The organism is Pseudoalteromonas phenolica, from assembly GCF_044788725.1.
Lineage (GTDB): Bacteria > Pseudomonadota > Gammaproteobacteria > Enterobacterales > Alteromonadaceae > Pseudoalteromonas > Pseudoalteromonas phenolica_C.
Genome location: NZ_CP173161.1, coordinates 3,283,179 through 3,303,668, shown reverse-complemented (window position 1 = coordinate 3,303,668; position 20,490 = coordinate 3,283,179). Strand labels below are relative to the sequence as shown.

The following is a 20,490-nucleotide window of genomic DNA, read 5'->3' as shown; positions in this document are numbered from 1 at the left end:
CGTGAGCAAGGCGCGAAGTGCGAGTATTAGGGAGAAGTATTCGGTTTTACTAATTGCTCTAATTCAGAAAGAAACTTTTTCGGTTCAGGCTTTTTAGGTGTTTGTGCAGGTCTTGGTAAATGCAGTAATAGCTTTTTTCCTGGTTTGAGCAAGCTCGTGCTTTTTAGGTTATTCCATGTCAGTAAATCTTTAACGGGTACATTAAATTGCTTACTGATCTCCCATAGAGAGTCACCGTTCTGAATGATGTATTCATGCTCCATTGTTAAAACAGGTCGTTTTTCTTCTTGAGCAAGGTAGGGGCTTACTTGGTACTCAACCATTAGGTTATCGAGTGGCTGGGCTTTTTTTATCTTTAGCACTTCACCGACTCTTAATAAGCTACTCTTCTTGTTATTAAGCGCCATTAAAGACTGTACCGAGGTATTAAAGCGTCTGGCGAGGGCGTAAAAGGTATCGTTTTTAGCAACCGTGTAAGTTTGACTGAAGTAGCGTTGGAAAAACTCGCTTTGCCAAAGTTGTTTTTCAGTTAAAGGCAGTAATACTTTATGCGGGCCATTCGGCGCACTTTGATGTTGTAAATAACCTGGATTAAGCTGGTGGAGACGATTTTTATCTACGCCAGTTAAAGAAACGATCACTGAAAAATCGAAGCGTTGAGCAAAATCAACCTCACTAGTTAGTGCATAGTTTGGTAACTGGGGCACTTTAAATTTCGGATGCTTTGCTTGCAGTAAATAGCTTAGTGCTAGAAGTTTAGGCACGTAGTCGGCGGTTTCTTTAGGCAGTTTGAGCTGCCAGAAGTAACCTTGCTTACCGCTCTTTCTACTCGTTCTAATCGCTTTTTTTACCCGACCTTCACCGGTGTTATAGGCTGCTAGGGCGTGTAACCAATCACCGTTAAAGCGCTGGTAAAGGTAGACCAAGTAATCTAGCGCTGCATCGGTTGATGCTAATACATCTTGTCTGCCGTCGTACCACTCATCGGTTGTTACCCCGAAATGATAAGCTGTACTATCCATCAATTGCCAAATACCAACAGCACTCTGGCTGGAATGTACCTTAGGGCGAAAGTCACTTTCTACAAAAGGTAGCAATACTAAGTCCATCGGGAGGCCTTTTTGCTTTATCTTTTGCGCGATATGAAACAGGTAAGGTTTGGCGCGTCTGTTAACCTTTAATAGATAGTCGGGCTGTTTTAAATACCAATTAATGCGTTTTTGTAAGCGGGGGGTAGGGACAATATCAAACGCTAATTCGGCAATAATTTCTTGCCAAAGATCATCATAGGTTATGGGTTTTGGCTTAGAGTCGACTTTAGCTTGTTCGGTATTTTTCTGAGTTTCAGCTTGTGCTTTTAAGGTTTTATACTCAGGTGTGGACGCATTAAATAATTCTGCGATTTCATGGGGCTCAGCGCGGGAGTCAGAACTAGGCGTGCTTAAACAAGCCGTTAAAGTCAGCAGTGTGCACAATATTAAAACTGTCTTTATACATAACTTCATACCCATACTCCCTGACAAATTATAGCACTGTCCCTCGCTTTTGCATTTTTTGCGCCTGTTTGGTTTTAGCCAATTCGTACATTAATCTTAGGCGGGTCTGTGTAATATTATCATTCTTATATAATTGCACTAGACTAACTGGCACTTCAGTACTTTCATTCTTTAAGACTGACTGAAGAAAGTGAATTGGTTTGTGAAGTGCTGCTATTTTAAAAGGCTTTCCTTGTGATGGAAGTAACCAGGCTATCTCTTCTGAATCGCGCAATTGCTCAAGCGTAGTTAACCAAGCGGCTAAGTCTGTATCTTGTACGTAAGGGATTGAGTTGGCAGTTAAACCTGCAAATAGTCCTGAGTTAAAGTGACTTAAGATGATCAAGTCAGCGCCTGTAGCTCCCTCAAGTGCATTGAGTGATATTAAATGCTCACCTAGCTCAACTTTAATTGGGGTGCGAACTGTTGAGCTAGGATATGAAAGCTCTGCTTTTTGCCATGCTTCGATGCGCTGTTCGGCAGCCTTCAAACGTTGTTGTAGTGCTTGATTTTGTTGTGATGCAAATCTGGCTTTGCTTAGTTCTAAACTTTTCTTGAATAGTTCAAGTTTTTCTTTCAGGGCATTTTTATAATAAGGAAACTGTTCTGATACATGTGCTGGCACATACCAATTAGCATCAGGAAAGTGATGTACTAACAGCATCATTCCCAATATTTGCTCAGTGTCGCTACTGGTGCTTACAAGGTGGCAAATAGGTAGAGTAATACGTTTTTTTATTTCGCTTACAACATTTTCTAATGCGGTAAAATCGCCATGTGCATCAATAACAACAGCACATTTTTTACCAAGTAAAATAGCTTGATTACTCGTTAAATAGCGCGCACTTACATCTGGGACAATAAGGTGTGTTTTATCGTCTAATTTTAGCCATTGCGAGGCTGAGACTGAAAGAGAGTTGAAAATAACAAGAAAGGCGAAGAAAAATCGCATAATCAAAGTCGAGTATTACCGAAAGCTAAAAGTTGCACGTAATTTAACCGATTATGCGAAGGGATGAAAGTGAATTACTTTTGGCTGCTATCGAGGTGGGTAGTAAGTTTGCTGATCAAGTTTTCTTGAGTCGTTTTTTGCGCTTGCAAATCATGACACAAGTGCAGTGCGGCCATTAATAGAGCATTGTGCTCATTACGAATGGTGCTGCGCTGTTTCATTTCTTCTACCGTGCTATTAAGCAAGGCTGCAGCATCGAGGAGCGCGGATTCTTGCCCCTCAGTGCAGGCAAATTGATGTGTTTTGCCAAGCAGGCTCACTTCAACTTGATTGGTTTTTTGCGACATTAGCTAGCCTGAGTTGCACTCTGTAGCTTGCTTAACAGGCCTGATAAAGTTTGGCTTGTCTCTTTTTGCTTTTCTTCACTTTCAAGTACTTCTAGCTGCAAAGTTTCATTTTCATCAACTAGTTTTTCATTTTGAGCTTTAAGCTCTAAAAGTTCGTTATTTAAACGGTTATTTTGGTTGATCAGTTCATCAATCAATTGTTCGAGTTTTGGAAGAGTTTCGTTGTTCATAAAGGCGCTCTATTGACTGTTATTTATGGTACAAATGTAAAACAAACGGGCTAAGGATGCTAGCAAATACGTAGCATTGCGGTGCATTTTGTCATTATTTAGTCATAATTAGGTAAATTCAGCTCGAATACATGTCATAAACACTATTTTATAATGTTAGGTTGTTCGAAATTTATTATTTCTCTGAGTTGTGTCGTTTATATCTGAGGGCAATTAGGCGATAATGCAAGTTGTTTTCTTCTTTCCTGAGAGAGTTCTCAGGTAAACACTTTTGGGCGCAACTATGCTGAGTTATCGACATTCATTCCACGCTGGCAACCCTGCTGACATCATCAAACATCTAGTTCTGGCACAAGTGCTCGAATACATGACAAAAAAAGATAAGCCGTTTGATTATATTGACACGCATTCAGGTGCTGGTTTTTTTGAATTAGCAGGCTCAGATTCGCAAAAGACACAAGAATATCTCGATGGCATTGGCAAGCTTTGGCACTACCAAGGTCAGAACCAAGCAATTCAAGACTTTGTTGAATTGGTTAAAGGCATGAACGAAGAGTCACTGGCCTTTTATCCTGGTTCACCCAAAGTGGCTGAGCAGTTTTTACGTCGCCAAGACAAGGGCTGGTTCTTTGAATTGCACCCGCAAGATTTAGCTTTGTTAGAAAAGAACACTCAGCACAAAAAGTCTTTGCGCGTAAATGGTGATGATGGCTTTAAAGGCTTACAAGGCTTGGTTCCACCAGCTTCAAGAAGAGCTTGTGTGTTAATGGATCCGCCTTATGAAATTAAAACCGATTATCAGCATGCCGTTAAGATGATTGTTAAAGCGCATAAAAAGTTTAGCTCAGGCACCTATATGATTTGGTATCCGGTTGTGGACAGAGAGCGCATTGATTTAATGGAGCAAACTTTAAAAGAGTCGGGTGTTAGAAACATTCAAATATTTGAGTTGGCAACCAGCGCCGATACCGACGTTCACGGTATGACGGCTTCAGGCATGATGGTTATCAACCCGCCTTGGACACTAAAAAAGACCATGGATGACGTTTTGCCAGAGTTAGTTGAGTTACTGTCTGATGAAGATGGTTTCTTTAGAAGTGAGCAGCTAGTAGAAGAATAGTCTGAGTATTTTCGAAATAAAAGTAAAAAAATAAAGCGGCGAATATCGCCGCTTAAAAACTTCGCCCTAATAAGCTTTCTTTAGCACAATGCTAAAGAAAGCTAAATATGAGCTAGTCGGGAGTTTAGAACACGTATTTCACAGACATTTGAATACGGTTTAAATCACCTTCTACACCACTTTCAGTCTCACGAGTACCTACTTTATATTCAGCACCAAAAGTCAGCTTTTTAACTGGAGAATATAGCAAGTTAGCACTGTAGCTTGTGCTTGATTTAGTTGGGTTGTAACTTGGTATTAATAAATCAGTGACATTATCCGCTTCGAAGAATGAATATAAGAAAGTAGATCGGAATTTGTCATTCCAGTGGTGTTGATATGCTACAAACCCTGAAGTTGAGTCAATAGTATGTAGGTTAGAACCGTTATACACCGCGCCATTGGCAACGTTTAGGCCTACATAACGACCAAGGCCGGCACCTTGAGTTAGCATAAACTTCAGGTTGTTTTTACCAAAGTTCACACGGCCTGAAGCACTCACACCAAATGATGTCTCACTTTCATCAGCTGCACCGGCTTTGTAAGTAAGCTGACGAGCTAGTGCTGTAAGCACAAAGTTACCCCAATCTGCTTTATATGTGTAACGTGCTGTGAAGTCAGGCATAGATGCATCATCGGTTACAACACGTCCTGTATCGGCAGTGGTTACTGTGCTTTCTGGGTTTTCTACTGAGAACGAGAAGTTTCCTGTGGTGTATTTCGCCATAGCTTGGCGAACGAACACAGTACCTTCCGCTGGGCCAACGAAATCTAGCGTTTCAGGCAGTGCGCCAACGTTTTGGAAGTTTGACCAAGCTTGACCAAATAACCAACCTTTGTAGGTAACAAATGCTTGTCGAATACGCGGAGAATAAGAGTTACTAACTCGCTCATTACCACCTGTAGAGGCGATAAAATCGAGTTCAATTTTAGTATTTATAGTGCTGCCATCTTCAAGTTTAGTGGCTGTGCCAAAGTTAAAACGTGATTGGCGGGCGTGCATGTCAAATACTGCATCTTCACTACTAGAAGCTGAAACCGGTGTTGTGCCCGGTACATAGAAATCACGGCCAATGTGTTGTGCACCTAGAGTGCCGTCTGAAAAGTCACTCCAAATAGCGTCGAGCTTAACGTAACCGCCATAGCTTACTTTGGTGTCTTCGATGGTACCTGCTAGAGCGGGTAGGCTTAGAGCGCTTGATACTGCTAGTGCTGTAAGGGTTTTAATTGCTACACTTTTAGTTGTCATAGTTGATGTTCCTTAAAGCTACGTTGTGAATTGCAACGACGCTGTCATAAATAAGAGTTCATACCCACTGTTGTTGATGGTCGCTTTTTGCTCAATTATCCTTTGGTCTATACGACTAAGGTGGAATAATAAACAAACAGTTCACAAGCCATTAATAATCAGCAGGGTCCTTTCGTCTATAAAAATAGTGGTTAATCGTATTTTACGCTGTATTTTTTATATATTTAATATAGGGTTGGACTGTTTGGTTCTATTTTGGGCACTTTATTGCAAAAATTGATCTGTGTTTGTTTTTTAACCTTTATACAACTAAGGTCTAATTCTTAAACTGCAACGCCTGAGTGATCCTTGATGAAAGCCCAAGGGCAAGTAAATTAATATGGAGATGACTATGTCACAGAGCATTTATCCGGTTCCTGAAGCTATCAAGAACAATGCATTAGTTAATAACGACCAGTATGAAACTTTATATCAACAGTCTATCGACAACCCTGAAGCATTTTGGGCTGAGCACGGTAAACGCCTTGATTGGTCAACCCCTTATACAAAAGTTAAAAACACGTCATTCGATAAAGGTCACATCAGCATCAATTGGTATGAAGATGGTGAGCTTAACGCGTCTTACAACTGTATCGATCGCCACCTTAAAGACAAAGCCGATAAAGTTGCGCTAATTTGGGAAGGCGACAGCCCAGACCAAAACGAAAATATTACCTTTCAACAGCTTCATGACGAAGTGGCTAAATTAGCCAACGGTCTTAAAAAGCTAGGTGTTGAAAAGGGCGACCGCGTCGCGATTTATATGCCGATGACACCATTTGCAATTTATGCAATGCAAGCTTGTGCGCGTATTGGTGCTATCCATTCAGTGGTATTCGGTGGTTTCTCACCATCAGCAATCGCAGATCGTATTAAAGACTCTGGCGCAAAAGTGGTTATCACATCAGATGAAGGTCGCCGCGGTGGTAATACTGTTCCACTAAAAGCCAATGTTGACGAAGCAGTTTCTCAAGCTGGCGTAACGACGGTTGAGCATGTTGTTGTGCATCAACTAACTGGTGGTGAAGTTGATTGGCAAGGTCATGATGTGTGGTGGCATGAGCTAACAGCTGATGTACCAGCGGAATGTGAACCAACCCCAATGAATGCTGAAGATCCATTATTCATTCTTTATACTTCTGGTTCGACTGGCACACCAAAAGGTGTGGTACATACAACTGGTGGTTACCTAGTTTATTCTTCAATGACCCATGAATATGTGTTCGATATTAAAGAAGACGATATTTACTGGTGTACAGCCGATGTAGGTTGGATCACAGGTCACAGCTACATGGCATACGGCCCACTAGCGAATGGTTGTACTCAGGTTGTATTCGAAGGTGTACCAACTTACCCAAGCGCAGGTCGTATTGGTGAGGTAGTTGATAAGCACAATGTAACCATTCTTTATACTGCTCCGACGGCAATTCGCGCATTAATGGCGAAAGGCGATGAACCAACCGCAAGTTCAAAGCGTGATTCACTGCGTATTATGGGTTCAGTAGGTGAGCCAATCAACCCTGAAGCATGGACTTGGTACCACGAGCGCATTGGTAACAGTAAATGCCCAATCGTAGATACTTGGTGGCAAACTGAAACGGGTGGCATCATGATCACGCCACTGCCAGGTGCGACAGACATGAAACCAGGATCGGCAACACGTCCATTCTTTGGTATTGCTCCAGCTCTATTTGATGCTGCAGGTGAAACACTACAAGGCGCAACAGAAGGTAACCTAGTTATTCTTGATAGCTGGCCGTCACAAGCGCGTACAGTGTATGGTGACCATGAGCGTTTTGAACAAACTTACTTCTCAGCTTACCCGGGTGTTTACTTCACAGGTGACGGTTGTCGTCGTGATGAAGATGGTTATTACTGGATCACAGGCCGTGTAGATGACGTACTAAACGTATCAGGCCACCGCCTAGGTACAGCAGAAATCGAAAGTGCTCTAGTTGCACACGAAGCAGTAGCAGAAGCAGCCGTAGTAGGTTACCCACATGACATTAAAGGCCAAGGCATTTATGTGTATGTGACGCCAAATGAGGGTGTGGTTGTAAGCGATGAACTAACTAAAGAAGTGCGTAACTGGGTGCGCAAAGAGCTAAGCCCGATTGCTTCACCAGATATGATCCAATGGTCACCGGGTCTACCTAAGACACGCTCTGGTAAGATTATGCGCCGTATTTTACGCAAAATCGCAGCAAATGAGCACCAACAGCTGGGTGATACGTCAACACTGGCCGATCCTACTGTAGTAGATGAATTAATAGAAAATCGTTTAAATCGTTAATAGAACGCTAAAAACTTGAATTTCATTAAATTCTAATCGTACTATATCGGCTGTCCTCTTTCAGATGACAGCCGAATTTTTAGGAGAAAAGCATGAATCAGTTTTTAATTGCGGATGATCACCCTTTATTTAGGGAAGCTTTAAAAGGCGCATTGCAAAGTCAGTTTGAAGATTTAACCGTTTTCGAATCTGAAAGTTTTGACAGCACCCTTGCTGTGTTATCAGAGCAAGAAGAATTAGATTTACTATTACTTGATCTTCACATGCCCGGCAGCGGCGATTTATACGGTCTAATTCGTATTCGTGAAGATTACCCAAGTCTACCTATTGTGGTTGTGTCAGGTAGCGAAGATCTAAGCATCATTTCTAAAGTGATGGGATACGGTGCTATGGGCTTTATTCCAAAAGCTTCTTCTACTCAAGATATCGCCAAAGGCATTGAAACTGTGCTTGAAGGTGAAACTTGGTTACCAGAAAATATGAAAGATAAAGTAGCCAATATTGAGAATGAAGACAGAGAGCTTGCCCAGCAAGTTGCTTCACTTACGCCACAACAATACAAGGTATTACAATACCTTCACGAAGGTTTGCTTAATAAGCAAATTGCCTACGAGTTACATATTTCTGAAGCCACAGTTAAAGCCCACATTACAGCTATTTTCAGAAAGTTAGGTGTTTATAACCGTACTCAAGCGGTCCTTATTGCTTCAAAACTACAACTAGAACCCGTAGAAGCAGTGAACTAAATATAGCGGTTATGTAATAAAAGTTTTTAATGCACTAGGCAAGGAGTGTCTTGGTGCAAAGTTCTAAAAAGCTTGTCACAGAATTTATAGTTAAATTTGTAACAAGCCCTGCCAATTTTCTAGCTAACCTTCGTTTTGGTTAACTAAACACCACAGTCCGATTGCCGTTGATAAACAGCTTGTGTTCAGAGGCGAGTTGTAAGGCGTTACAGAACACGGCTTTTTCGATATCACGGCCAATCTTCGCCATGGCTTCAGCATTGTGTATGTGGGTCACTGGCGTCACATTCTGCGCAATGATAGGGCCTTCATCGAGTTCATTATTCACAAAGTGTGCAGTCGCACCGACAATCTTTACGCCACGCTCAAATGCTTGATGGTAAGGCTTGGCGCCAATAAACGCAGGTAAGAAAGAGTGGTGGATATTAATCACTTTGTTCTCAAAGCGTGCAACAAACTCAGGCGACAAAATACGCATATATTTGGCCAGACCAATAATGTCAGGCTGATACTGTGCAATAGCATCCCCAACGAGCTTATCGTGCTCAGCACGGCTTAACCCTTCGTGTGAAATACAATGAAAAGGAATATCAAAACCTGATACCAACTTTTCTAAATCTGGATAATTCGCAATGATAGCCTGTACTTCGATGTTAAGCGCTTGCTCGTATTGCTTAAGCAGCACACCACCTAGGCAATGGGCCTCTTTTGTCGCCAGTAAAACCACCTTTCTTTTTGACTCGTCAAAGAGCTCAACTTTGGCCCCAGAAGGCAACTGACTTTTTAATTGTTCAAGAAAAGCCTCACTGGGTTCACCGGTTAATTCGGTGCGCATAAAGAAGCGTTTTGCTTCTTTATCAACAAATTCATTGTTGCGGGTGATATTAAGATTATGCTCGTAACAGAGCCCTGTAATTTTCGCGATCAGACCTACATCGTCATCACACTGTGTGGTTAGTATTGTTTGCATTTCCTCATTCCTCTGCAAAGTCGAATAGTCACTCTAGCTTTATTACAGAGGAATGAAAATAGCTAACTCATGCTAATTAACGCCCAAAATTCATCAATGCTTTCAATTTTGCCGGTTTTACTGGTTTGGATAGATAATGAATGTTCAGGGTTTTTACTTCTGCTTTTACTTCTTCGTCACGTACAGCGGTAATAAGCACCGCGGGTACTTGTGATTGCCATATCTCTCTTAGAGTTTTGATCAAGGTGATGCCATCACATTCAGTACCTAACTGATAATCCATTAGAATTAAATCTGGGGCCTTATTTGATTTAGCGTGCGCCAGTACCGAATCAACATCGTTAAATAAATCGAAGTTAGTTTGCCACTTAGCCAATAAACTCGACATGGCCTCGAGGTTTTTAGGGTCGTCGTCAACGGCGATAACATTGAGCTTAGCGTTATTATCTCCCAGTGACATGCTGGAGGTTGTAGGGGTTTTCTTCGCTACTAAATTAGCATCACCATAAGGGATTAATACGCTAAAACGGCTCCCTTTTCCGGGGATAGATTTTACTTCTAAGACAATCGAAAGTAGGTCACATAGACGTTTTACGACCCCTAAACCTAAGCCAACCCCTTTATTGTCATTCGAATGTATTCGGTAGAAGTCATTAAAGATCTTGGCCTGTTCGTATTCGCTGATCCCAGGGCCCGTATCGTACACTTCGACTAGCAAGCCATGTTTACGCTTGCGAGTGGCAATCAATACTTTGCCAGAGTCTGTGTATTTAACAGCGTTCGACACTAGGTTTTGGATCACGCGGCGCAAGTATGTGGTGTCGCTATGTACAATATCCTGATTGCTTTTTACTTTTAATTTGAGACCTTTTTCACTCGATAAAATCGCGTACTCATTGGCAAGCGGACAGAGAATATCGTCGATACTAAAATGTCTTGGGGTTGGCTGCATGGCGCCTTGTTCTAATTTGGCAATGTCGAGTAAAGAAGACATCAGGTGAACAGTAGAATCGAGCGAGTCGTTGAGCTTATCAAAGCTACCTTTGTCTTGAGCAGAAAGGTGATTAGGGTCAATTGCAGCAGAGTATAGTCTGGCAGCATTGAGTGGCTGCAAAATGTCATGACTGGCAAGTGCTAAGAATCGCGTTTTACTATCATTGGCTTTTTCTGCTTCTTTTTTTGCAGCGATTAAGGCGTGCTCGGTTTCAATTCGCGAGTCTATTTGTGCTTCTAAATCTTTATTAATATTTCGGATCTCTTGTGTACGCGCTTCGATTCGGTTTTCAAGATCCATGTTAATCTCTTCAAGGGCATTTTGGGTGGCGATGTGCATGGTGACATCGCTAAAGCTAGTCACGAACCCGCCTTCAGGTAGTGGGTTACCCGTCATTTCGAACACCTGACCATCACGGCGGTGGCGGATAAAGTGATGCGGTGTGCCATTTCGTAAGTGTTGTACGCGCTTTTCGACAAGTCGGTCAATTTCACCTGGGCCACATTCGCCACGCTCTGCGTTAAAACGAATGACTTCTTCAATTGGCTGGCCGACTTCTAAAAAACCTTCTGGATAGGCAAACATTTCAGCATAGCGTTTATTCCAAGCGACTAAGTTTAAGTCTTTATCAACAACCGAAATGCCATGAGAGAGGTTTTCTAAAGAGGTGTAGAGTAAGTTTTGGTTAAACTGCAGGGCTTGGGTGGTTTCATCAAAGAAGTTAACCACTTCTTCAAATGCCATGCGTTTACCCGAGGCGACGGTATGAATAAGCGCCTGTGCTGATGACGCCCCTAACACCCCAGTCAAAGCGCGTTCACAGTAGGCAATAAATTCAGGATCAGGATAGGCATTATTATCATCAATGTCGTTGAGTAAAGCGTAGTGACCCAGTAATTGCTTTGAGCGCTGTACGCCTAAGAAAGTTTGCAGCAAAACTTTAAAATCGTAGACCGTAGCTTTTACGTTTTTGTTCATGCGCTTCATGAGCGCGGCTTCTTCTCGAGGACTCACAAATGCAGCGGCTTGAATTTTATCAATTAAACGTTCGTGCGCACCTAATGAGAAGCTGATATAGCAACTGATATTGGCAAAAAGCGCGATTAAAGTGCCTTGCGTAATCAGTGCTTGTCTGGCTTCAAAGTCGAGTGAGAACCCCATATCGATCATGGGCACCATTAAAAATAGGGTCCAACAAATAAACCCAGCCAGTAGGCCTGCATACACGCCATATGCATGGCCTTTGCGCCAATATAAACCACCAACAATGGCTGGTAATAATTGGGTTACGAGAGAGAAGGCAACCAGGCCCATGCTGGCAAGCGTTTCGCCATGGCCAAAATGTTGTTGGTAGAGATAAGCCAAAATTAAGATGGCCGCTATGATGAAGCGGCGGATCAGTAAGATCTGTGGCTTATAATTTCCCAGTGCCGGAGCGCGATGGAAGCGTCTTTTTAAAATAAGTGGTAAGACGACATCATTCGATAACATGGTACTGAGAGTAAGTGTTGCAACTACAATCATGGCGGTTGCCGAAGACAGTCCACCAATAAATACAAAAGTCGTTAGAAACGGGTGGCCGCTGAGAATAGGCAATGCCAATACAAAGCTATCAGGGGCTAATTGTTCGCCAATGTTAGGATGAATAGCTGCGGTAGCAATGGGGACTATCATTGCCGCCGTTAACATAAGATACAGAGGAAATGCCCATTTTGCTGTCAGTAAGTGCTTTCTATCTTGGTTATCAACAACGGTGACGTGAAATTGTCTCGGCAAACAAATAATTGCAGCAGCAGCAATTAGACTTTGACCAATAAAATTAAAGCTAGAGAAATTAAAGCCCTGCCAGTGCGAGAGTAGTTCAAAACTATGATCAGGTTGATTATATAAAGCCGAAAACGCGAGGACGGCAACAGCTATCAATGCGAGTAATTTGATCATTGACTCAAAGGCGATGGCGAGCATTAAACCTGAGCGATATTCGGTTACATCCACTTTTCTGGTACCAAAGAAAATAGCAAAGAGTGCGATGATCAAAGTTCCAGTTAGGGCTAACACGGTTCCTGATAACTGTTCGTCTTGCTGTAATAAAAGGAAGCTAGTGCTGAGCGCCTTTAATTGCAGTGCAATATAGGGAATGGTCGCTAATAAAGCGATCATGGTAACCATGACTGCGGTGGTTTGGCGTTTGCCATATCGAGCAGAAATAAAGTCGGCAATGGTGGTGATATTTTGTTTCTTGCTCACTAAAACAAGTTTTCTAAGAAATCCCTGTCCAAACATAAATAGCAAAGCAGGACCAAGTAAGATAGGTAAGTAATGCCAACTACTTGAAGCTGCAGTGCCTACTGCACCGTAATAAGTCCAAGAGGTACAGTAAATGCCCAATGCTAATGCATAAACGAAAGGGTGGTGGCTAAACTTTAGCGCGCGAGGCGTTGTTTTGTCGCCCCAGTTGGCTAGCCAAAATAAAACCCCTATATAACAAAGAGAAACAAATATTAGTGCAGCACTCATGGTCTTTTCTTTTTTATTGTCGACCAAATAACCTTATCACATTTGCTTTTTTTGTAATCCTTTTTGTATCGTAATTCAATGATTAACTAGCTGTTTAATAAAGGTTTTGTTTTTATTAGTCAGCTCAAATTAGACTAATGTCTTATACCATCCCCAAAATGCCATTTTTGCTCAAAATGCGAACGTTTAATTTGCTAAGTGTTTGTTAAATATAATTAAACCTGATGTTTTTAGTGTGTCAATCTGCAGTTTACGTAAACGTTAACTTGGTGTTACGACTAAGGTCTCAATTCCAACTTTAAGGGGCGTTGCTAATGTAGATAGTGACGATTAACACCAACACAGCCAATTTATTGGCAAGTGATAGGGGACAACAAAAATGGCTTTTAAAGACGAAGAACAAGCAAAAGCATATTGGTCAGAAAATTTGGCCCTCATGTTTAAGCTATTAACAATTTGGTTTGTAGTGTCATTTGGTTTTGGCATTTTACTAGTAGATGTACTTAATGAGATCCGCTTCTTCGGATTCAAATTAGGGTTTTGGTTTTCACAGCAAGGCGCAATTTACACCTTTGTAGCTTTGATTTTTGTCTACGTATTCAAGATGGATGCGCTTGATAAAAAATACGGCGTAGACGAATAAGGAGCACGAAGATGGATGTTAAAATTCTTACCTTTATTATTGTTGGCTTGAGCTTTGCGCTTTATGTCGGCATCGCAATTTGGGCCCGCGCGGGTTCAACCAAAGAATTCTATGTTGCTGGCGGTGGTGTACCACCTGTAGCAAACGGTATGGCAACAGCCGCAGACTGGATGAGTGCAGCATCATTCATCTCAATGGCTGGTATTATTTCTTTCGCTGGTTACGACGGTGGTGTTTACCTAATGGGTTGGACCGGTGGTTATGTACTACTAGCGCTTTGTTTAGCACCTTATTTACGTAAGTTTGGTAAATTCACGGTACCAGATTTCATAGGAGATCGTTATTACTCTCAAGTTGCCCGTGTAGTAGCTATCTTGTGTGCAATCTTCATCTGTTTTACATACATCGCAGGTCAAATGCGTGGTGTAGGTGTTGTATTCTCTCGCTTCTTAGAAGTAGACATTGAGACTGGTGTTTACATCGGTATGGTTATCGTATTCTTCTATGCTGTATTAGGCGGCATGAAAGGTATCACGTATACGCAGGTTGCTCAGTACTGTGTACTTGTGTTTGCTTACTTAGTACCTGCCATTTTCATTTCATTGATGATGACTGGTCACTTACTACCGCAAACAGGCTTCGGTGCAACCTTAGCTGATGGTTCTGGGGTCTATCTACTCGATAAGCTCGATGGTTTGAGTACCGAATTGGGCTTCTCGCAATATACCGAAGGCTCTAAGAGCATGATCGATGTATTCGCTATCACAGCAGCCCTTATGGTTGGTACAGCGGGTCTGCCTCACGTAATCGTTCGTTTCTTCACAGTGCCAAAAGTAAAAGATACGCGCATCTCAGCAGCATGGACGCTTGTATTCATCGCGATTGTTTATACCACAGCACCTGCGGTTGCATCATTTGCGCGTGTAAACATGATCGATACAATTAATGGAAAAGACGGCAACGGTACACTTTACGAAGAAGCCCCAACTTGGGTTAAAAATTGGGAAAGAACGGGTCTTATCACATTCGAAGATAAGAATGGCGACGGTAGAATGAACTACTCAGCAGGTAAGATTTCAGATCCAAACAGTGCTAACGAAGTGAAGATTGACCGCGACATCATGGTTCTTGCGAACCCAGAGATTGCGAATCTTCCTGCTTGGGTAATTGCATTGGTTGCCGCGGGTGGTATTGCAGCAGCACTATCAACTACAGCGGGTCTACTGCTGGTAATTTCAACGTCGGTGTCGCACGATTTACTTAAACGCACACTTAAACCTGATATCAGTGACAAGCAAGAGCTACTAGCTGCGCGTTTAGCGGCGATGACAGCCATTGCTATCTCTGCATACTTTGGTATCAATCCGCCTGGGTTTGTGGCATCGGTCGTTGCGTTTGCATTCGGTTTAGCTGCAGCAAGTTTCTTCCCAGCAATCATTATGGGTATCTTCTCTAAGAAGATGAACAAAGAAGGTGCAATTGCAGGTATGGTAACGGGTATTACCTTCACTGCTGGCTATATTATTTACTTCAAGTTCATCAGCCCTGAGCTAAATACGCCAGCGAACTGGTTATTCGGTATCTCTCCTGAAGGCATTGGTATTGTTGGTATGTTGGTTAACTTCGTAGTTGCTGCGGTTGTTCTTAAGCTAACTGCTGAAACACCAAAAGAAGTTCAAGACATGGTTGACAGTATTCGTAACCCTAAAGGCTCAGGTGAGGCGCACGCCCACTAATACTTGAGCGAATAAGCATAAAGCTCAGCCTATAAGGCTGGGCTTTTATTCGTTTTAGCAAAGTGATTTATAAGTTGTTTTGAAAGTATTTTGCTAAAACGATTTATACCATTGTATTTTTTAAGTGGGTATTTTTACGCTCTAAAATGATCAAGCATTTTGCTCAGAGTGAGTACTCAAGGAGTAAGTTATGACCCCTGAAGTTGCAGAAGTCGCAAAGTTTGTTGCCTTACAAGCGCCGTTTAGTCAATTACCTGAAGCGGCAACCCACTATTTTGTGAGTCATTTAGAGATTGTATATTTAAATAAAGATAACCAGTCTCAATGGTTAAAGTCTGCCGAACCAAATTTATACCTAGTTCGTTCAGGGCAATATGATTTAGTTAATGGTAAAGAAGAAGTTGTTGCCCAACTTGCCGAAGGGGATTACTTTGGTTTTCCGTCTTTATTAACCGGTGATGCCATACAAAACCGCATTGAAGTGTCTACACCTGGTCTGATTTATATTTTAAGTCAAACGGGGTTTGATTTTCTGAGGCGCGAATACAAAGCCTTTGAACAGCATTTTGTCCGCGCCCATGCAAATCGTTTATTGTCATCTCATTATCAGCAGAAAAGTGATAACTGGTCGGAGAAAAAAGTCTCTGAGTTATTAACAAGAGAGGCCATTACTCTAGGTCCTGAAGCAACGATTCGTGATGCAGCGGTAAAAATGAGTCACCATGGTGTGTCTTCAATTATGGTCACCGAGCAAGAGAGTCTAATTGGCGTGCTTACCGATAGAGATTTACGTAATCGCGTTCTGGCCAAAGAAGTTGACCCTAGTGTTGCCATCAATCAGGTGATGACGGCCAAGCCAAAATTCATCTTCGAAAATAATCGAGTGTTTTCAGCGTTGCATTTAATGCTCAAGCACAACATTCATCACTTGCCTGTACTGGATGAAAATTACATGCCGCTCGGCATGTTGACCAGTACGGACTTATTGCGTCAGCAAAAAAGCGATCCAGTGCAACTTATTGGTCGCATTTATAAAGCGACATCGGTAACGCAATTGCGTCATTATGCACAAGAGATCCCGGCATTATTAAAGAGCTTTTCTCATAACATTGATGATATCTCGGTGATGGGTAAGCTACTGAGTGGCCTGACCGATGCATTGACCAGCCGCTTAATTCGTATTTATCAGCAAGAAAATGGCACAGCTCCGTGTGCGTTTAGCTTTATTTGCTTTGGTTCACAAGCCCGTGAAGAGCAAACCCTGCATTCAGATCAAGATAACGGGTTGTTACTACCAAATAGTTTAACTGACGATCAAAGGGCTTATTTTAAGGGGATGGGGGAATTTGTCTGTGAGCAGCTGGTGGAATGCGGTATCAAACGTTGCCCGGGTAATATTATGGCAAGCAACCCAGAGTGTTGCGGCACCTTAAATGAGTGGTCAGAGCGATTTTTTAAGTGGATCAAATCACCCACGCCACAGGCTATGTTGAACTGTAAGATCTTTTTTGATCTGCGCTTTATTGATGGCTCAAATGAGTTGTATAACGATTTATGTATGTCGCTTGAAAGAATAAGCAAAAATGAACTTTTCTTTGCGGCCATGGCCACAGATATTAACGCCAATTCAGTACCGATTGGTTTGTTTCAGCAATTTAAACTTGAGAAGAGTGAGTCAAAACATAAGTATTTAGATCTGAAAAAGCGCGGTGTTGTGATCATCAATGATATTGCCAGGCTCTACGCATTAAAGGCAGGCGTTAGGCGCGCTAATACCCTTGAGCGTCTCGATGCACTGACTAAGTTTAATTTGATCAGCAAAAAAGATGTTTACAATCTAAAAGATTGTTGGCGTTATCTGACGCAATTGCGACTCAAAACACAGTTAAACAAAGAGGGGTTACCGGGCAATTGTATCGACCCGGAAATGTTAACTTCTCTTGAGAAGCACCAATTAAAAGAAGCGTTTTATTTAATCAAGCAAGCGCAACAAGCCTGTGCGTTTAAGTTTGCCAGAGGCAGTTTGTAAATGCAGAAGTTAGTACAAAAAGCACTTCGATATTTAAAAGCCAAAGGCAAATCACTCGATGAAGTGGAGTTTGTGGTTTTAGATCTGGAGCTCACAGGGCTTGATCCTAAACTGCATGAAATTGTATCGGTGGCTTGGGTCACAATGCGCAGTGACAGAATTCAATTAAAAAATGCAACACATATTATCAATAGTGACGTGAAGCAGTTAGAGCAGAGCCCAGTTTTTCACGGTATTGATGAGCAAACGCTTAATCAAGGGGTATCATTTGAGACCTTGATGACTCAGCTGTGTGAAGCAGTACGAGGGAAAGTATTAGTGTGTCATAACGCCTACTTAGACTGGGGGTTTATTCGATTAAATAGTAAATCGTTAGGGCTCGATGCTCAGCCGTTGGCAATTATAGATACGATGCAAATCGAAAAAAAACGTCAGTTAAAACAAAATACCGAGCTACAACAAGATTGTCTTACATTGGCTAATTGCCGAAATCGTTATCAACTTCCTGAGTATGAAGTGCACAACGCACTGACTGATGCATTGGCAACAGCTGAGCTCCTACTGGTGCAGATCCATAAAATTGGTGCTGGAAAAACACTGAAATTGGCTGAATTGATGTAGGATTTTTTTTCGCTCAAGTGTATACATAATTTGCCTATGTCGATTACAATAGCGCCATCTTTTAGGAAGTTATTTTCCTGTCTCTGCATTTAGCTAGGTCCACAACTTAATGGCAATAAAACTGGCAATAAATGGGTTTGGTCGTATTGGACGCAATGTTGTGCGTGCATTATACGAGTCAGGCCGCCGTCAAGATATTGAAATCGTGGCTATTAACGAATTAGCCGATCCCAAAGCCGTTGCGCATTTACTTAAATATGATACCTCTCACGGTCGTTTTGCTTACTCGGTTTCGCATGATGCGCCTTTCTTAGAAGTGAATGGCGATAAGATCCAATTGTTTAGTGAGTCAGATCCGGCTCATTTACCTTGGCAGGCTCTAGAAGTTGATGTGGTACTTGAGTGTACGGGTGTGTTTCACAGCCGTTTAGATGCTCAAAAACACCTAAATGCAGGTGCTAAAAAAGTTTTATTCTCTCAACCTGCTGATGCAGATGTTGATGCAACCATTGTCTATGGCATTAACGAAGAAGAGCTTAAAGCCGAGCACACAATTGTTTCTAATGGTTCTTGTACAACCAATTGTATTGTGCCTGTGATCAAAGTCCTTGATGATGCCTTTGGTATCGAATCGGGTGCAATTACCACGATCCATGCGTCGATGCACGACCAACAAGTGATCGATGCGTATCACAGTGATTTACGCCGTACCCGCGCAGCGAGTCAGTCAATTATTCCAGTCGACACTAAATTAGCTCGTGGTATTGAGCGTATCTTGCCTAAATTTGAAGGCCGCTTTGAAGCCATCGCTGTGCGTGTTCCAACGATAAATGTGACGGCTATGGATTTAAGTGTTACGCTAAACCAAGACGTTGATTTAGATAAAATAAATCAGGCAATAAAGGCTAATGCACAAGGCCGATTAGAAAATATTTTAAGTTATACCGAAGAGCCTTTGGTGTCGGTAGATTTTAACCATGATGCACATTCTTGTATCATTGACGGCACGCAAACCCGTGTGAGTCATAAAAGGTTAGTAAAACTTTTAGTATGGTGTGATAACGAGTGGGGGTTTGCGAACCGTATGCTCGACACCGCAGAGGCCATGATGGTCGCTAAATAACAGCAACAGCTATTACCCAGTATCGTTCTTAAAGGAGACATCAATGTCAGTCATCAAAATGGCGGATCTAGATTTATCAGGCAAGCGTGTTTTAATTCGTGAAGATTTAAACGTGCCAGTAAAAGACGGCAAAGTAACGTCTGATGCGCGTATTCGCGCTTCACTTCCGACTATTAAACTTGCACTTGAAAAAGGTGCAAAAGTGATGGTGATGTCTCACCTTGGTCGCCCTACAGAAGGCGAATATAATGAAGAATTCTCACTTCAACCTGTAGTTGATTATCTAAACGAAGCGTTAGAGCAAAACGTACGTTTAGAAAAAGATTACCTAAACGGTGTTGAAGTTGCCGACAATGAAGTGGTTGTATTTGAAAACGTACGCTTCAATGTAGGTGAAAAGAAAGACGACGAAGCACTTGCTAAACAGCTTGCTGCATTATGTGACGTATACGTGATGGATGCATTCGGTACTGCTCACCGTGCTCAAGCGTCTACGCATGGCGTTGGCTTATTTGCAGAAGTTGCTTGTGCGGGCCCGCTTTTAGCGGCTGAGCTAGATGCACTAGGTAAAGCGCTTGATAACCCAGCACGTCCACTTGTGGCGATTGTAGGTGGTTCTAAAGTATCGACTAAACTGACCGTACTAGATTCTCTATCAACTGTGGTTGATCAGCTAGTCGCTGGTGGCGGTATCGCCAACACCTTCGTTGCAGCAGCGGGTCACCCTGTTGGTAAGTCACTTTACGAGGCAGACTTAATTGACGAAGCAAACAAATTAACTGCAGCAGCGCGTGCAAACGATGGTGACATTCCAGTACCAACAGATGTGGTTGTAGGCACTGAGTTCTCTGAGTCAGCAGTCGCGACAATTAAAGATGTGACTGAAGTATCTGATGAAGACATGATCTTCGATATCGGTCCAGATACAGCACAAACTCTAGCTAAAATCATTGAAAATGCAGGCACGGTTGTGTGGAATGGCCCAGTTGGTGTTTTCGAATTTGACCAGTTTGGTAATGGCACAGAAGCGATTGCTAATGCAATTGCAAAGTCTAATGCCTTCTCAATTGCTGGTGGCGGCGACACGCTAGCAGCAATCGACAAATATGGCGTTGCAGATGAAATTTCTTACATTTCAACGGGCGGTGGTGCTTTCTTAGAATTCCTAGAAGGGAAAAAACTACCAGCTGTTGCTATGCTTGAGAAAAGAGCAAACGCGTAACAGTTTTTCAGGCCAGCTTTTGCTGGCCTTTTTATCTTAATCACTCTCACTCAGATTAAGGTAAATAAAAAATCAGTAGCAACAA

General features: G+C 42.2%; 16 protein-coding genes. 9 read left to right on the top strand and 7 right to left on the bottom strand.

Annotation, left to right across the window (positions count from 1 at the left end; all coding sequences use genetic code 11):
• Positions 1-26 precede the first annotated feature (26 nt).
• The 4 genes from ACH784_RS14960 to ACH784_RS14945 all read right to left on the bottom strand — a co-directional run bounded on the left by ACH784_RS14960 (position 27) and on the right by ACH784_RS14945 (position 3,064).
• Positions 27-1,505, bottom strand: a complete 1,479-nt coding sequence (locus tag ACH784_RS14960) for a LysM peptidoglycan-binding domain-containing protein (protein ID WP_404391525.1) — start codon at positions 1,503-1,505, stop codon at positions 27-29.
• Positions 1,506-1,524: 19 nt separating this feature from the next.
• On the bottom strand, positions 1,525-2,487 hold the full coding sequence (locus ACH784_RS14955) for a hypothetical protein (protein WP_404391523.1): 963 nt from the start codon (positions 2,485-2,487) through the stop codon (positions 1,525-1,527).
• Positions 2,488-2,561: 74 nt separating this feature from the next.
• The gene (locus tag ACH784_RS14950) at positions 2,562-2,834 is read right to left on the bottom strand and encodes a cell division protein ZapA (RefSeq protein ID WP_404391521.1); all 273 of its coding nucleotides are present in this window, start codon (positions 2,832-2,834) and stop codon (positions 2,562-2,564) included.
• On the bottom strand, positions 2,834-3,064 hold the full coding sequence (locus tag ACH784_RS14945) for a DUF904 domain-containing protein (RefSeq protein ID WP_404391519.1): 231 nt from the start codon (positions 3,062-3,064) through the stop codon (positions 2,834-2,836). Before ACH784_RS14945 ends, ACH784_RS14950 begins: the two co-directional genes overlap by 1 nt.
• A 283-nt stretch (positions 3,065-3,347) precedes the next feature.
• Here ACH784_RS14945 and ACH784_RS14940 point away from each other — a divergent pair, with 283 nt between their 5' ends.
• On the top strand, positions 3,348-4,184 hold the full coding sequence (locus tag ACH784_RS14940) for a 23S rRNA (adenine(2030)-N(6))-methyltransferase RlmJ (protein ID WP_404391517.1): 837 nt from the start codon (positions 3,348-3,350) through the stop codon (positions 4,182-4,184).
• Between the two features lie 124 nt (positions 4,185-4,308).
• Here ACH784_RS14940 and ACH784_RS14935 read toward each other — a convergent pair whose 3' ends face one another.
• Positions 4,309-5,472, bottom strand: a complete 1,164-nt coding sequence (locus ACH784_RS14935; protein WP_404391515.1) for a DcaP family trimeric outer membrane transporter — start codon at positions 5,470-5,472, stop codon at positions 4,309-4,311.
• 391 nt (positions 5,473-5,863) lie between these two features.
• On the opposite strand from ACH784_RS14935, the gene acs reads away from it, so the two are divergent.
• Positions 5,864-7,804 carry an acetate--CoA ligase gene (acs, locus tag ACH784_RS14930; RefSeq protein ID WP_404391513.1) on the top strand — a complete coding sequence of 647 codons (1,941 nt, stop codon included), beginning with the start codon at positions 5,864-5,866 and terminating at the stop codon, positions 7,802-7,804.
• Positions 7,805-7,896: 92 nt separating this feature from the next.
• Complete coding sequence (locus ACH784_RS14925; protein WP_404391511.1) at positions 7,897-8,550, top strand: response regulator transcription factor; 654 nt, start codon at positions 7,897-7,899, stop codon at positions 8,548-8,550.
• A 139-nt stretch (positions 8,551-8,689) separates the two neighbouring features.
• Here ACH784_RS14925 and purU read toward each other — a convergent pair whose 3' ends face one another.
• Entirely contained in the window at positions 8,690-9,520 is an 831-nt protein-coding gene (gene purU / locus ACH784_RS14920) for a formyltetrahydrofolate deformylase (RefSeq protein ID WP_404391509.1), read from the bottom strand.
• Positions 9,521-9,596: 76 nt separating this feature from the next.
• Positions 9,597-13,031: a PAS-domain containing protein gene (locus ACH784_RS14915; protein WP_404391507.1), complete on the bottom strand. Its 3,435-nt coding sequence runs from the start codon at positions 13,029-13,031 to the stop codon at positions 9,597-9,599.
• Positions 13,032-13,410: 379 nt separating this feature from the next.
• Between ACH784_RS14915 and ACH784_RS14910 the strand changes: the two genes are divergently transcribed.
• From ACH784_RS14910 to ACH784_RS14885, 6 genes are all read left to right on the top strand, one after another.
• Entirely contained in the window at positions 13,411-13,674 is a 264-nt protein-coding gene (locus ACH784_RS14910) for a DUF4212 domain-containing protein (protein WP_404391505.1), read from the top strand.
• Positions 13,675-13,685: 11 nt separating this feature from the next.
• A complete protein-coding gene (locus tag ACH784_RS14905) occupies positions 13,686-15,410 on the top strand; it encodes a sodium:solute symporter family protein (RefSeq protein ID WP_404391503.1) in 1,725 nt (574 codons plus the stop codon).
• 190 nt (positions 15,411-15,600) lie between these two features.
• Positions 15,601-17,439, top strand: a complete 1,839-nt coding sequence (locus tag ACH784_RS14900; RefSeq protein WP_404391501.1) for a DUF294 nucleotidyltransferase-like domain-containing protein — start codon at positions 15,601-15,603, stop codon at positions 17,437-17,439.
• Entirely contained in the window at positions 17,440-18,060 is a 621-nt protein-coding gene (locus ACH784_RS14895) for an exonuclease domain-containing protein (RefSeq protein WP_404391499.1), read from the top strand.
• 109 nt (positions 18,061-18,169) lie between these two features.
• Positions 18,170-19,183 carry an erythrose-4-phosphate dehydrogenase gene (gene epd, locus ACH784_RS14890; RefSeq protein ID WP_404391497.1) on the top strand — a complete coding sequence of 338 codons (1,014 nt, stop codon included), beginning with the start codon at positions 18,170-18,172 and terminating at the stop codon, positions 19,181-19,183.
• Between the two features lie 43 nt (positions 19,184-19,226).
• On the top strand, positions 19,227-20,405 hold the full coding sequence (locus tag ACH784_RS14885; protein ID WP_404391495.1) for a phosphoglycerate kinase: 1,179 nt from the start codon (positions 19,227-19,229) through the stop codon (positions 20,403-20,405).
• Positions 20,406-20,490 lie beyond the last annotated feature (85 nt).